Here is a 14,033-nt window from a genome sequence, read left to right as displayed (position 1 = left end):
GTGACGCAACTTATCACGCAGCCAATTTTCCATTTCACGAAGCGATGATCTTTGCCCATTCCGACGAACCGCTGGATGTGACGCTGTTGCTGTTCTCGGGGCTGTCGCTGCTGTCGCTGGCGGCGACGCTCGACCCGATGCGCGGCGCCAATCGCGTGCTCGGCCGGTCGGCCTATCGCTGGAGGCTGGTTTCGATCGATGGCGCGATGCCGATCGCCAGTTGCGGGCTGCAGATACCGGTCGACGGCACCTTCGATCCGGCGAAGGAGCAGGGCGCCCTGATCGTGATCGCGGCCTTCGACGCGATGAGCTTCGCGACCCCCCAGATTCTCAGGGTGCTGCGCGCCGGCGCGAAGCGCTCGACGATCGTCGGCGGCATCGAATCCGGCTCCTGGCTGATGGGGTTCGCCGGCCTGCTCGACGGCCGCCGTGCCACCACCCACTGGGAAGACCTGGAGGATTTCGCCGCGCGCTTCCCGAACGTCGACGTCCAGCCGGACCGCTTCGTGGTGGACGAGCCGGTGTTCACGACCGGCGGCGCGACGCCGGCGCTCGACTGCATGCTGTCGCTGATCCGCGCACGCAACGGCTATTCGACGGCGCTCGATGTCGCCAGCCTGTACATCTATGAGGAGGTGCGGACCGGCTCCGATGTCCAGCCCATCGTCTCGCTGGGGCGCATCCGCCAGCACGAGCCGCGCGTCGCGGAAGCGATCCGCCTCATGGAGACGCATATCGACCGGCCGCTGACGATCGAGGCGATCGCGCGGCGGGTGGGGGTATCGACGCGGGGGCTCGAAATGCTGTTCCACAAGATCGTCGAGGTTTCTCCGGGAACGTATTACGTCGCGCTGCGGCTCAACGCAGCGCGACGCCTTGTGCTCGATACCAATCTGCCGATCGCGGATATCGCCGAGCGGACCGGCTTTTCCGCCATCGCATCGCTTTCCCGTGCGTTCCGGCGTCAGTTCGGAACGCCGCCCTCGGCGGCGCGACGCGCCCGGCTATAGGCCGAGACCGCTCTTCACCGCCGCCGCGGCGGGCTTGCCGTCGAAGGTCGTCACCCCATCGAGCCAGCGGTCGAGAGCGGCCGGGTTCTCCTTCATCCACGCCTTCACCGCCGCCTCGGGCTGCATGCCCTTGTCGAGGATGTCGCTCATCAGCCGATCCTCCATTGCGACATCGAACACGAGGTTGGAGAGCAGCTTGCCGACATTCGGGCATTCCTTGGAATAGCCCGGCCGGGTCAGCGTGATCACCGTGGCGCCGCCGTCATTGGGCCCGAAGACGTCGTTGCCCTTCTCGAGATAGGCCATCGGCACGTTGATGTTCATCGGATGCGGCCGCCAGCCGAAGAAGACGATCGGCTGCTTCTGCTTAATCCGCTGCGAGACCTGCGCCAGCATGGCCTGCTCGCTCGACTCCACCAAAGTGAAGCCGCCGAGGCCGAAGGTGTTTTCGGCGATCATCTTGGAGATGGTGCTGTTGGCGCTCGATCCGGCCTCGATGCCGTAGAGCTTGCCGCCGAGCTGGTCCTTGAACTTGGCGATGTCGGCATAGGTCTTCAGGCCGGCGGCATAGGCGTCCTTGGAGGTGGCGAAGCCGACCCGCGCATCCTTGAGGTTGGTGGCGGCGACCTCGATCTTGCCGGCTTTGACGAGCGGCACCTGCGTCGGCTCCTGAAGCGGCATCCAGTTGCCGAGGAAGATGTCGCGGTCGCCGTTCTCCAGCGTCTTGAAGGTGATGGCGACAGACAGCATGGCGACGTCCGGCTTGTAGCCGAGGCTGCCCAGTATCTGGCTCGCAATCGCCGTGGTGGCGGTGATGTCGGTCCATCCCACGTCCGAGAAGCGCGGCTTGGCACAGGACGCCGGATCGCCGGCGAAGGCAGGGGATGCCACGAGCGTTGCGGACAAGGTGAGGCAGGCAACGAGACTGCGTGAAATCATTGCTGTTCCCTCATGTTGGCGATCATGCCGCTGATATCGGCACCGCAGAGGAAGCCTACGCCCCGGGCTGCACGCTGCTTGACATATTCCGAAGCCGTCATGACCGACTACGCAAGGTTGCTTGACCCCGGTTCCGCACCCCTGTCGCGGGAAAACAGGAGGCCGCTTATCCGAAGCCGCAACAGCCGCCGCGCCACTCATGACAAGAGGGACACGGTCGTTGCCTGACGCCCATTGTGCGCGACAGCATCCGCCGCCATCGTGCTGACCTTCAACGAAGGGCGACTCGGCCGCGCATCCGGCCATATCGCGGTATGGCGAGCCGCTTCTCCCGTCAAAGGACATGAAATGCCGGCACCCGCCTCGTCGTCGCTCGCGGCCCAGCCCTATTGGTGGGACGAGGCGCCGCTTCCCCGCGTGCCGGGCACGGACCTGCCGCGCAACGTGGATGTCGCGGTCATCGGCGGCGGCTATGCGGGCCTGAGCGCGGCGCTCACCCTTGCGCGGGCAGGGCGCTCCGTGGCGCTGTTCGACCGCCAGCGCATGGGGGAGGGCGCCTCGACCCGCAATGGCGGCATGACCAGCGGCTCGATCCGCCCGAGCCTTGCCGAGCTCGGGCGCAATTTCGGCGAGGCCCGCGCTGTCGCGATCGTGAAGGAGGGCAAGACGGCGCGCGAGGACCTCTACCGCTTCCTCGACGAGGAGAAGATCGCCTGCGACTTCCACCTCTCCGGCCTATTCAAGGGGGCGCTCAACGCCGCCGACTATGAGGCGCTCGCCCGTGAGGCGGAGGAGCGCCGGCGCCTCCTCGGCGTCGATAGCGTGATGGTGCCGCGCTCGGAGCAGCACACCTATATCGGCACCGATTTCTATCGCGGCGGCAGCGTGCGCTTCGACATTGGCGGGCTGCATCCGGCCAAGTTCCTGAACGGACTGCTGGAGCGTGTGCTCGCCGCCGGCGCCGGCGTCCACGAGCTCACGACGGTGGAAAAAGTCGAGCGGGCCGCGCATGGCTTCACCCTGTCGACATCGCGCGGAACCCTGCAGGCGCGCGACCTCCTGGTCTGCACCAACGGCTATGCCGACGGAGCCGATCCCTGGTTGCGGCGCCGCATCGTGCCGGTCCGCAGCCGCATCATCGTCACCGAGGAGCTGACGCCCGAGCAGATGGCGCGTGCGATGCCGAAGCGGATGATGCATGTCGACAGCCGCAAGCTCAGCTACTACTACCGCCCTTCGCCGGACGGGCGGCGCATTCTGTTCGGCGGGCGCGACGGCACCACCACCGGCGACCCGCACGAGCCCACCGACCATCTGCGCGCCGAGCTCGAACGCATCTTCCCCGAGCTCGCCGGCATAGGCCTTTCGCATAGCTGGTTCGGCCATGTGGCAATGCACCGGCACATGATCCCGCGCATCTTCGTACATGGCGGCATCCACTACGCCACCGGCTTCTGCGGATCGGGCGTGGTGTGGGCGCGCTGGACGGCGAGGAAGGCCGCGCTGAAGCTGCTCGGCGACGCCAGCGAACCGCCTTCCGCCTTCGAGTTCGAACCGCCGCCGGCCATCCCGCTCTATAACGGCTATCCGTGGTTCATCCCGCTGGCCTTCGCCGTCTACGCGGCGCAGGATCGGCGGGCGATGAAGAAGGGCGAGCGGGCCGCCTGAACGGGCGGGAGCTCGGATGGCGGGCCGAAGCCGATGAAACAGAGAACTACGTCTACGCTATAGCCCTCCAAAATGACACATGAGATTTGTCCTTAATGGGCTGAAATCATATCGAAGATCGCTATCTGAAGCGTGTCCATTACACGCATGACTGACGACTTCACCTCGCGCGCGAGCGATAAGGGGCACCGCCCTTCTTACCGAAACAAGTCCAACCACGGCTGGCTCTGAAAATCGGCACACGCTATCATCATAGTCGAAAATCTTTGGCCGCGACTGCCACTAAATGCAATAAAACTCGACAAAGCGAAGAAGATTCAAAGATGATGAAGTTCCCAAGAGCCTTTCTATCTCATGGTCATGTTGACAAGAATATCGTGAGAGAGGTTGCGCGCGATCTCGGGCGGGCTGCTGTCATTTACGATGAGTTCGAGTTCCAAACCGGCGACGAGTTCCGCGATGCGATTACCAAGGGTATCGATCGATCAGATGTGTTCATTCTGTTCGCAAGCCGAGCCGCTCTCGGCCGGGATTGGGTGAAATTCGAAATCGAACTCGCCTCCGAAGCGCTCATTAAGAAGGCGCTTAGCAAAGTGACGACGTATATCGTTGATCAGGAGTTAACCCACGCCGATCTTCCCGAATGGATGAGGGTGACGCTTATCAGAAAGGAGACACAGCCGGGGCTGATCGCAACTGACATCCGGCGCATCATCAGCCAACGTCTCAGAGAGCGCATTCCGACATACTTTGTCGGGCGTCGGGCCGAGATAGAACAATCGCTCGAAATCATATCGAGTTTCACAGACCCCAACTTTCGCCCACCTTTAATCGTTTATGGCCTAAAAGGTATCGGCAGACGCTCCCTCGTCCAGGCCGTTGCGCGCGATAACCTGTCGTTTGCCTCAACCTTGCTAATCAACCTCCGTGCGGGCGACCTCCTGCCTGAAACTTCGATCCGCGTTGCCGAAGCAATTTCACCGGGTGGTGTGTCCGATTTGACGGCTTTCCTGAAGCAACAGGAGCAAAAGCCGCAGGCAGACCTAGTTAGTGAGATAACCTCTCTGCTGCGCCAAGCTTGTCAGGCCGGGACGTTACCGGTCTTTGTCGATGACGGAGCCCTGGCCACCGAAAACGGCGTGATGAGACCTGAGTTCGACGCGCTATATAACGCGATTGCGTCTGATATAGACACAGACGCGATGATCGTTTCTAGCAGAAGGCTATATGGATCTGTCGAGAACCCGCGTCCGTCAGTGCGCGTCCCTGAACTCGATCACTCGTCAACACAGAACCTTTTGCGCATCGCGGGACGCGACATTGGATTGGTATTTGATCGGGCAGCGCTTTCCGCGATCGCAACCTACGCCCGCGGCTACCCTCCCGCTGTGCGATTCATTCTCGATGAGGCTCGGCTCCGCGGAATCCCGCAAGTTGTTGCCGACCAGCGAGCGTTGGTGAACTTCAGTGCCGAGCAGTTTCTTCGCCATTTGAAAGAAAATAGTTCTCTAACACCAAGCATGCAGACGATCTTGCAGCTCCTTTCAAGCTTCAGCCCTCTGCCGCTTCAGGTTATTGTGGCATACTGCGCGAGAACGCCGCTGGATGCCAGTGATGACCTGAACTTCTTGCTCGACCTCGCTTTTATTTTGCCTGCCGGGATGCACTATCGCATCTCAGAGCCCATTCGTGATGCAGCGTACAGAGCGTTCGGCGGACTACGCGTCGATAGCAAGAAAGTGAGCGAACTTCTCGAAGCATACCTAGCAAGCGAACCCGACGATGACTCGCGCCTCGATCTTGGACAAACAATCTTCCGTGCCAACCTCTTTGCAGGAAGCCAGACTAACTCTCGCTTTGCGATTGGATTTGCTGCTGACCTGATTGACGTCGCAACTAGGAGCTATCACGACCAGGACTACGACCTCGCTATCAAGTATGGCTCGTCCGCTTTGGACGCGCGACCCGACAACGTCGACGTGCGGCGCTATGTTGCGCAGGCTCTCATTCGTAAGGAGCAATACGATGAAGCAGAGGAGCATATTAGCGCGCTACTTCGCCTCGGCGAACTTAAGGAAGCCTACTATGTGCGGGGGTTCGCCGCACGGCGAAAGCGGGAGTATCCAGAAGCGATCGATGCTTACAAGAAGAGCCTCGCCAACGGTCGTCGAGGTGTCGCCATTCACCGGGAACTGGCAAGCTGCTTTTTTGAATTAGGCAATCTCCCAGCCGCCGAAGAGCATATTCTGCAGGCCGAGCAGCAATCGCTGCAAAATCGGTACGTAGTCGATCTAAGATGCACGATTGCGCTTCGGCTCGGTGATCTCCCCGCTGCTGAACGCGCCCTTGAGGTGCTTGAGCGCGTTGACTCAAGCGGATTTGCCGAGCATCGCCGCTCTACATTTGAACAAGCGAACGGGAATCCCGACGATGCACTACGCTTCGCCCGTATTGCTGACCAAAAGATAGCGAACCCTCCCTTTGAGGTGCTCGCCAATTTGGCGAACTGTGAGATCGAGGCAGGTGGAAGCGAAAGCGCCTTGGCCACGCTCGGGCGTATTCAGAAGCGATTTGGTGGTACTAATCACGACGCTCAGGTCGGGCTACGCTGCAAATATGAAATTCGATTTGGTGAGGTCGAAGCGGCTGAAGGGCTTTGGAGTCGGCTCCGCGACACAAGTGCGCCCGTCCATCGAGGTCTTCGTCTGTCGATACTGAATCGCAAACAAGCGCAGAATGGCTTGACGGACGAGGAAGACGCCGAGCGAACTCAGTTGATAGAGTATCAGTCGGCTGCAGAGTTAGAGCGCAGCACGCGGCTACTTGGCTCCATGATGTCGCAGTCTGAATAATTGGTGAGCACTGACAGGTATTTGCGGCCGAGCCTGGATTGCGATCAACCGCACCATGCTGATCATTTTTTGCGCCGCTGCGATTTTTACCCCTTGAAGGAGCTATACTGCCCGGTGGGGCGTGCGAGAACCCCTCGCCCAAGGTCAGCGGCCCGCAACCGGCTATCTGCTTGATAAGTAAGGCGATACCCTGTCCATTTATGCGGCAATCGGCGGTGTTTGGCGGAAGGGGTGGGATTCGAACCCACGGTGGGCTTGCACCCACGGCGGTTTTCAAGACCGCTGCCTTAAACCACTCGGCCACCCTTCCCGGCGCGACGCATATCGCCGGATTTTGCGCCGTCGTCCATAGCCGAACACGCCACCACGGCACCGGAAGGTCGATTCCATCGGCGACGGCCCGCCGTGACATGGTTGCCGGGACGGATCGAGGGCCATGATGGGATGCGATGCCGTGTACAGCGGCACCAGAGGCAGCTCCGCTGTCTAGAAATAGCCCAAAGCATGACAAGGATGGGGGCGCTGCGTAGCTGCTCGTCGCACGCAATCGAGGCGAGGAGCATCATCTTGCACAATATGTGCTCTGCCGATTCGCTACGCACAGACAAGTTTTTTGCGTCTATAGAACTTATGATTATTGCAGAAGTCAGTATTTTAATTGAAATTAAATAATATTCCAGCCAATCAATTAACCATACTTCTAAGACACGATCAGATAGCGTACTGGAAGAACAGGACGTTTCGTTCGTGACATTCGTTTACAGAGTATGAATGCCGCTGAATTCCTTGGAAATATGCCCCAACGGAAGGGCGTCCATATTGGCGCGTTGCTCACGCTCCGTTTACCATATCGATGCGACCGCCGCATTTTTGCCCCACTCGGGCAGCCTCCTGTGCCATAAAGAGTGATCGCGTGTGACAGGCGCGCGATGTGTGTTGAGTTCGCGTTCCACCCGCTTCGAAGATGCCAGAAGGCACGCGATGCGAGGCAGTACGGAACGCCGCGGAGCGGTCGGGGACGTATGGGGCAGTATCGCGAGCGCAGGCGCGCCTTCGGCATCGGTTCGGCGCGCATTTCCATGCCGCATCTCGGCCGGCTCCTGCTGGTCGTCGGGGTGGGGCTGACGGTCGCCAACTGCAATACGTCCAGCAAGCTCTCCAGCAAGATCGATCCCAAATACGGCGTGTCCGCGAGCCCGCGCGTGGTGGCCTTCGGCCAGCCCGTTCCGAAGGGCGGCGGCACCTATCGTGTCGGCAAGCCCTATCAGGTCGCCGGCCGCACCTATGTTCCGCAGGAGAATGCGCGCTACAAGGCGGAAGGCCTCGCCTCGTGGTATGGCGACGACTTCCACGGCCGCCTCACGGCGAACGGTGAGGTCTTCGACATGGCCTCCATCGCCGCCGCGCATCCGACCCTGCCGATGCCGTCCTATGTCCGGATCACCAATCTCCAGAACCGGCGCTCGCTGATCGTGCGCGTGAACGATCGCGGCCCCTATCACAGCGACCGGTTGATCGACGTGTCGGCCAAGGCGGCCGATCTGCTCGGCTTCAAGAATCGCGGCACTGCCCGCGTGCGCGTCGAATATGTCGGCCGCGCGCCGCTCGACGGCTCCGACGACCGCAAGCTGATGGCGACGCTGCGCGAGAACGGTTCGGCTCCTGCGCCGTCGGATGGCGGCGCCGTGATGGTGGCGTCCAACGGCTCCGCGCCGCCGGTCGGCCGGCTTCCCGTCGCGAGCGATGCGCCGACGCCGCCGAGCCGCCCCTTCGATCTGGGCCAGGAGAGCGAAGTCGCGGTGGCTCCGGCGGCCGTCTCCCGCACCACCTCGATCCCGATGCCGGCGACTCACGTCGCCACGACCAGTGCGGCGCCTGCTCAGAAGCCCGCCGCCCCCCAACCGGCCGCTCCGAAGCCCGTCGCCGTCGCCGCCGCTCCGCAGCCTGTCGCGCCTCCGGCGCCCGCTGCCGCTCCGGCGCCGCGCCCGGTTCAGGTGGCGAGCACGGCGCCCCAGAAGCCCGCGGCGACCAGCGGTTCGCTCTCCTCGACGGGTTGGGTGGTCGGCGCGCAGCCGGTCGCCAATTACGCGCCCGCCGGCATGGTCACCCCGGTGAGTACCGGCCGCGGCCTCTACTGACGTCGGTCAGAAAGGCGGCATTGCTGCGGGCCGGCGTGGCTGTTAACTCTGCCTGTACCGCAGGATAGGGTTTGGCGATGCTGCCTCGTCTCGTGCCACGCAATGTCTGTCGCGCGCCGGCATCGGCCGGCCGTCGGCTCGTCGTGGCGGCCGGCCTGGCGCTCGCGCTCATCGTCGCGGCCGTCCGCCCACTCCTGGCGCAGGCGGAACCACCGAACATCGCCTCGCCGCAGGCCATCCTCATCGACTACGACAGCGGCACCGTGCTGTTCGAGCGCAATGCCGATACGCCCGGCGCGCCGGCCAGCCTCACCAAGCTGATGACCATGCTGGTGGTGTTCCGCGAGATCCGCGAGGCACGGCTTTCCGTCGAGGACGAGATGACGGTGAGCGAATATGCCTGGCGCACCGGCGGCGCACCTTCCGGCAGCTCGACCATGTTCGCCGCCCTGAACAGCCGCATCAAGGTCGGCGATCTTCTGCGCGGCGAGATCATCCAGTCCGGCAACGACGCCGCCATCATTCTCGCGGAGGGGATAGCCGGCAACGAGCTGGCCTTCAGCGGCAAGATGAACGACGAGGCCGCTCGCATGGGCCTCACCGGCTCGCGCTTCCTCAACGCCAGCGGCCTCGACAATCCCGACCAGAAGACGACGGCGCGGGACATGGCCAAGATCGCCACGACGATCATCCGCACCTATCCCGAGTTCTATCCGATCTACAGCGAGCGCGAATTCACCTGGAACAAGATCCGACAGTTGAACCGTAATCCGCTGCTCGGCATGAGCCTCGGCGCCGACGGACTGAAGACCGGATACACTAAGGAATTCGGCTATAATCTCGTCGGCTCGGCGATGCAGAACGGCCAGCGGCTGATCTTGGTCGTGATGGGTGCCAAGACCGACAAGGAGCGCGCCGAGGACGCCCGCAAGCTGCTCGAATGGGGCTATCGCTCCTTCGAGTCGCGCACCCTGTTCGCGCCCGGCCAGATCGTCGGCGAGGCGGTGCTGTACGGCGGCGCGCGGGGCGGGGCGCCGCTGGTCGGCGACGGGCCGATCAAGCTGCTGGTGCCGCGCGAGGGCGGCGAGCGCATCACCGCCCGCATCCAGTATGAAGGGCCGATCCCGGCGCCGGTCACGAAGGGCACCGAGCTCGCGCGCCTGCGCGTGTTCCGCGGCGATCAGATCGCGCTCGACGTGCCGCTGCTGGCCGCCGAGGACGTGGAGCAGGGGCCGCTGTGGCGCCGCGCCATGGACGGCGCCTATGAACTCGTGGTGGGCCTCGTCCGCCAGGGTTACGCGAAGCTGAGGAGCTGATCGTGCAGGCGCGAGCCCGCTCGGCGTCGCCGCGCCGTTCGAAACGCACCGCGCGCGGGCGTTTCATCACCTTCGAAGGCGGGGAGGGGACCGGCAAGTCGACGCAGACCCGCCTGCTGGCGGAAAGGCTACGGTCCCAAGGCCTTGAGGTCGTCACCACGCGCGAGCCGGGAGGTTCTCCCGGAGCCGAGGCGATCCGCCACGTGCTGCTCTCCGGCGCCGCCAAGCCCCTCGGGCCGATGGCGGAAGCGCTGCTCTTCGCCGCCGCCCGCGCCGACCACATCGACGTCACGATATTGCCGGCGCTGTCACGCGGCGCCTGGGTGATCTCCGACCGCTTTGCCGATTCCACGCGGGTCTATCAGGGCTCGCTCGGCAATCTCGACCCGCGAATGATCGAGGCGCTGGAGCGGGTGACCGTCGGCGACACGCGCCCGGACCTGACCCTCATCCTCGATCTGCCGGCCGAAGAAGGGCTCGCCCGTGCCGCCGCCCGCTCGGGCGCCGGGGCCGACCGCTTCGAGGCCGAGGACATCCAGTTTCACCGCACCCTGCGCGATGCCTTCCGCGAGCTTGCCGAACGCGAGCCCGCCCGCTGCGTGCTGGTCGATGCCCATGGCGCGGCCGAGAGTGTCGCGGCTGCGGTATGGGACGCCGTCGGCGAGCGCCTCCTGAACGCCTCGCAGAAGATGGAAAAGGCCGGATGAGCGGAGAGACGCCGGAAGCCGATCGGCTGGAGGGAACACCGCATCCACGCGACCGTGAGGTATTATACGGCCACCACACTGCCGAAGCGATGGTCCGCGAGGCGTGGGACGCCGGGCGGCTGCCGCATGCGCTGCTGATCGGCGGACCGCAGGGCGTCGGCAAGGCCACCTTCGCCTATCGGGTCGCCCGTTTCGTGCTGGCCGGCCAACATGCTCGGTACGATCAGGACGATCCGATCAACGTCCCGAAGGACCATCCGGTGTTCCGGCAGGTCGCCGCGCAATCGCATCCCGACATGCTGGTCCTGCGGCGCGTGCCGGGGGAGGGTGGCCGCCTGCCGACCATGATCCCGGCGGAGCAGGTGAGGCGGGTGCGCAGCTTCTTCGGCTCGACCGCGGCGCTGGGCGGCTGGCGCGTCTGCATCGTCGACACGCTCGACGAGATGAACGCGCAGGGCGCCAACGCGCTTTTGAAGACGCTGGAGGAGCCGCCGGCACGCTCGCTGTTCCTGCTGATCAGCCACGCGCCGGGGCGCCTGCTGCCGACCATCCGCTCGCGCTGCCGCGCCGTGCCGCTGCGCCCGCTTAGCGTCGAGGAGGTGGCACGGGCGGTCGAGGAACTCGCCGCCGGCATGCCGGACATCGACCGCAGCCGGATCGCGGACGCCGCCGCCGCCAGCGAGGGCAGCGTGCGCGAGGCATTGACGCTGCTCGCCGGCGATGGCCTCGCCATCCGCGAGGCGACGCAAGGCCTGCTCGACCGGCTCCCGGTGGTCGACGACAAGGCGCTGCACGCCCTCGGCGAACGCCTCCAGGGTGACCGGGGAGGGGCCTTCGAGGGGTTCGTGGAGACGGTGGAGAACTGGATCGCCGACCACGCGACCGGCCGCCGCCAGCGGCCGGTCCTGCGCCTTGCACGCCTGCCGGAGGTGTGGGAGAAGGTTCGCCGCGCCGCGGTCGACGCGGATGTCTATAATCTCGACCGCAAAACATTCGTTTTCAGGATCTTCGCGTCGCTCGAAGAGGCCGTGCGCCCCTGACGCGCGGGGCTCCCTTGCGACGCAGGATTGAGCGTGAAGCCCGCTTTCTACATCACCACCGCGATCGACTACCCGAACGGCGCGCCACATATCGGCCACGCCTATGAGAAGATTGCGAGCGACGCCATCGCCCGCTTCGCGCGGCTCGACGGCCATGACGTGCGCTTCCTGACCGGCACGGACGAGCACGGCCTGAAGATGATGCAGACGGCGCAGAAGCAGGGCCTGTCGCCGCTCGACTGGGCGACCAAGAACGCCACCCGCTTCAAGGAAATGGACGCGCTGCTTGGCGTCTCCTACGACCGCTTCATCCGTACCACCGACGAAGACCACATCGCCTCCAGCCAGGCCATCTGGCGGCGCATGGCTGAGGCCGGCGACATCTATCTGGGCTCCTATTCCGGCTGGTACTCGGTCCGCGACGAGGCCTACTACGCTGAGGAGGAGACCACGCTGAACGCGGAGGGCGTGCGTCTCGGCCCACAGGGTACCCCGGTCGAGTGGACCGAGGAGAAGAGCTATTTCTTCCGCCTCTCCGCCTATCAGGACCGCCTGCTCGCCTGGTACGAGAACCACCCGGACTTCATCCGGCCGGATGTGCGGCGCAACGAGGTGCTCAGCTTCGTGAAGGGCGGGCTGCAGGACCTCTCGATCAGCCGCACCACCTTCGACTGGGGCATCCCGGTGCCGGACGATCCCGAGCACGTGATGTATGTGTGGGTCGACGCGCTCACCAACTACATCACCGGCGTCGGCTATCCCGACACCGAGGACGAGCTGTTCCGCCGCTACTGGCCGGCGAACCTGCACATCATAGGCAAGGACATCATCCGCTTCCACGCGGTCTACTGGCCGGCCTTCCTGATGTCGGCCGGCGTCGAGCCGCCTAAGACCGTGTTCGCGCACGGCTTCATCCACAATCGCGGGGAGAAGATGTCGAAGTCGGTCGGCAACGTCATCGACCCCTTCGATCTCGCCCAAGCCTATGGCGTCGACGCGCTGCGCTATTTCCTGCTGCGCGAGATTCCGTTCGGCCAGGACGGCTCCTACAGCCACGAGGCGATCGTCGCGCGCACCAACGCCGATCTCGCCAACGACCTCGGCAATCTCGCCCAGCGCTCGCTCTCGATGATCGCCAAGAACCTCGGCGGCGTGCTGCCCGAGCCCGGCGCGCTTTCGCCGGACGACGCGGCGATCCTCGCCGGCGCCGACGCCATGGCCGACAAGGCGCGCGAGGTGATGGCGGGCCAGCAGATCCACCAGGCGCTGGCGGTGATCTGGGCCGTGGTGGCGGACGCCAACCGCTATTTCGCCGCGAGCGCCCCGTGGGAGCTGCGCAAGAGCGACCCGGAACGCTTCGGCACCGTGCTTTGGACCACCGCCGAGGTGATCCGGCAGGTGGCGCTGCTCGCCCAGCCCTTCATTCCGGGCAGCGCCGCCAAGCTGCTCGACCTCATCGCCGTGCCGCCGGAGGCGCGCGAATTCTCCAGCCTCGGCGCGGCCGGCCGGCTCAAGGGCGGCACCGCGCTGCCGGCGCCGGTCGGGGTGTTCCCGCGCTATGTCGAGCCGGCGGCGGAATGAGCTTCATGCTGGTCGACAGCCACTGCCATCTCGACTTCCCGGATTTCGCCGCCGAGATCGACGCGGTGGTCGACCGCGCCCGCGCTGCCGGCATCGGCCGCATGGTGACCATCGGCACGCGGGTGCGCCGCTCGGGCGAGGTGAGGGCGATCGCCGAGCGCTTCGACGACGTGTTCTGCTCGGTCGGCACCCACCCGCACAATGCCGGCGAGGAGCGCGACGTGACGCTCGCCGAGCTGCTGCGCGAAGCCGACCATCCGAAGGTGGTGGCGATCGGCGAGGCCGGGCTCGACTATCATTACGACAACGCGCCACGCGAGGACCAGCATGCCGGCTTCCGCCTGCACATCGCCGCCGCGCGAGAGACCGGCCTGCCGCTCGTCATCCACGCCCGCGAGGCCGACGAGGACGTCGCCGCGATCCTGGAGGACGAAAGTGCCAAGGGCGGCTTCCGCTTCGTGCTCCACTGCTTCACAGCGGGACCGGACCTCGCCCGGCGCGCGGTGGCGCTCGGCGGCTACGTGTCCTTCTCCGGCATATTGACCTTCAAGACCGGCGCGCCGCTGCGCGACATCGCGAAGGAGCTGCCCGCCGACCGCCTGCTGGTCGAGACCGACGCCCCCTATCTCGCGCCCAATCCCTGGCGCGGCAAGCGCAACGAGCCCTCCTACGTGGTCGAGACCGCCCGCGTTCTGGCCGAGACGCGGGGTCTGTCGCCCGAGGCGCTGGCCGATCTGACGACCGCGAACTTCTTCCGCCTGTTCGCCAAGGCAAGCTGAGCG

The 14,033-nt window shown here is 64.7% G+C and carries 10 protein-coding genes and 1 tRNA gene; 9 read left to right on the top strand and 2 right to left on the bottom strand.

The window, feature by feature from the left end; all coding sequences use genetic code 11:
* Positions 1-44: 44 nt before the first annotated feature.
* The gene (locus tag U742_RS0119160; protein ID WP_029355978.1) at positions 45-1,010 is read left to right on the top strand and encodes a GlxA family transcriptional regulator; all 966 of its coding nucleotides are present in this window, start codon (positions 45-47) and stop codon (positions 1,008-1,010) included.
* Here U742_RS0119160 and choX read toward each other — a convergent pair.
* The gene (choX, locus tag U742_RS0119155; RefSeq protein WP_029355977.1) at positions 1,005-1,949 is read right to left on the bottom strand and encodes a choline ABC transporter substrate-binding protein; all 945 of its coding nucleotides are present in this window, start codon (positions 1,947-1,949) and stop codon (positions 1,005-1,007) included. The two genes, U742_RS0119160 and choX, sit on opposite strands and share 6 nt — an antisense overlap.
* 348 nt (positions 1,950-2,297) lie before the next feature.
* Between choX and U742_RS0119150 the strand changes: the two genes are divergently transcribed.
* The gene (locus tag U742_RS0119150) at positions 2,298-3,617 is read left to right on the top strand and encodes an NAD(P)/FAD-dependent oxidoreductase (RefSeq protein ID WP_029355975.1); all 1,320 of its coding nucleotides are present in this window, start codon (positions 2,298-2,300) and stop codon (positions 3,615-3,617) included.
* Between the two features lie 323 nt (positions 3,618-3,940).
* Positions 3,941-6,469, top strand: coding sequence for a toll/interleukin-1 receptor domain-containing protein (locus U742_RS0119145; protein ID WP_081853103.1), 2,529 nt, complete (start codon positions 3,941-3,943; stop codon positions 6,467-6,469).
* Positions 6,470-6,689: 220 nt separating this feature from the next.
* On the opposite strand, the gene U742_RS0119140 is transcribed toward U742_RS0119145, so the two are convergent.
* Positions 6,690-6,779: transfer RNA gene (locus U742_RS0119140), tRNA-Ser, on the bottom strand.
* A gap of 769 nt (positions 6,780-7,548) precedes the next feature.
* Between U742_RS0119140 and U742_RS0119135 the strand changes: the two genes are divergently transcribed.
* The 6 genes from U742_RS0119135 to U742_RS0119110 all read left to right on the top strand — a co-directional run bounded on the left by U742_RS0119135 (position 7,549) and on the right by U742_RS0119110 (position 14,030).
* The gene (locus tag U742_RS0119135; protein WP_248310438.1) at positions 7,549-8,607 is read left to right on the top strand and encodes a septal ring lytic transglycosylase RlpA family protein; all 1,059 of its coding nucleotides are present in this window, start codon (positions 7,549-7,551) and stop codon (positions 8,605-8,607) included.
* Positions 8,608-8,684: 77 nt separating this feature from the next.
* Positions 8,685-9,923 carry a D-alanyl-D-alanine carboxypeptidase family protein gene (locus U742_RS0119130; protein WP_081853102.1) on the top strand — a complete coding sequence of 413 codons (1,239 nt, stop codon included), beginning with the start codon at positions 8,685-8,687 and terminating at the stop codon, positions 9,921-9,923.
* Positions 9,924-9,925: 2 nt separating this feature from the next.
* Positions 9,926-10,630 (top strand): dTMP kinase, encoded by a 705-nt coding sequence (tmk, locus tag U742_RS0119125; protein WP_029355968.1) that lies wholly within the window; start codon positions 9,926-9,928, stop codon positions 10,628-10,630.
* The gene (locus U742_RS0119120; RefSeq protein WP_029355966.1) at positions 10,627-11,670 is read left to right on the top strand and encodes a DNA polymerase III subunit delta'; all 1,044 of its coding nucleotides are present in this window, start codon (positions 10,627-10,629) and stop codon (positions 11,668-11,670) included. Before tmk ends, U742_RS0119120 begins: the two co-directional genes overlap by 4 nt.
* Before the next feature lie 33 nt (positions 11,671-11,703).
* Positions 11,704-13,251 (top strand): methionine--tRNA ligase, encoded by a 1,548-nt coding sequence (metG, locus tag U742_RS0119115; RefSeq protein ID WP_029355963.1) that lies wholly within the window; start codon positions 11,704-11,706, stop codon positions 13,249-13,251.
* A gap of 5 nt (positions 13,252-13,256) precedes the next feature.
* Positions 13,257-14,030 (top strand): TatD family hydrolase, encoded by a 774-nt coding sequence (locus U742_RS0119110; RefSeq protein WP_029355960.1) that lies wholly within the window; start codon positions 13,257-13,259, stop codon positions 14,028-14,030.
* Positions 14,031-14,033: the final 3 nt, after the last annotated feature.

The organism is Allobosea sp. 117 (assembly GCF_000702305.1).
GTDB lineage: Bacteria > Pseudomonadota > Alphaproteobacteria > Rhizobiales > Xanthobacteraceae > Ancylobacter.
This window is presented reverse-complemented; position numbering and strand designations above follow the sequence as displayed.

Bases quoted from the DNA above. Each gene is read 5' to 3' on its own strand.
- choX (WP_029355977.1), bottom strand. From the start codon at position 1,949: ATGATTTCACGCAGTCTCGTTGCCTGCCTCACCTTGTCCGCAACGCTC.
- U742_RS0119130 (WP_081853102.1), top strand. From the start codon at position 8,685: ATGCTGCCTCGTCTCGTGCCACGCAATGTCTGTCGCGCGCCGGCATCG.
- U742_RS0119120 (WP_029355966.1), top strand. From the start codon at position 10,627: ATGAGCGGAGAGACGCCGGAAGCCGATCGGCTGGAGGGAACACCGCAT.
- U742_RS0119160 (WP_029355978.1), top strand. From the start codon at position 45: ATGATCTTTGCCCATTCCGACGAACCGCTGGATGTGACGCTGTTGCTG.
- U742_RS0119145 (WP_081853103.1), top strand. From the start codon at position 3,941: ATGATGAAGTTCCCAAGAGCCTTTCTATCTCATGGTCATGTTGACAAG.
- U742_RS0119110 (WP_029355960.1), top strand. From the start codon at position 13,257: ATGCTGGTCGACAGCCACTGCCATCTCGACTTCCCGGATTTCGCCGCC.
- U742_RS0119135 (WP_248310438.1), top strand. From the start codon at position 7,549: ATGCCGCATCTCGGCCGGCTCCTGCTGGTCGTCGGGGTGGGGCTGACG.
- U742_RS0119150 (WP_029355975.1), top strand. From the start codon at position 2,298: ATGCCGGCACCCGCCTCGTCGTCGCTCGCGGCCCAGCCCTATTGGTGG.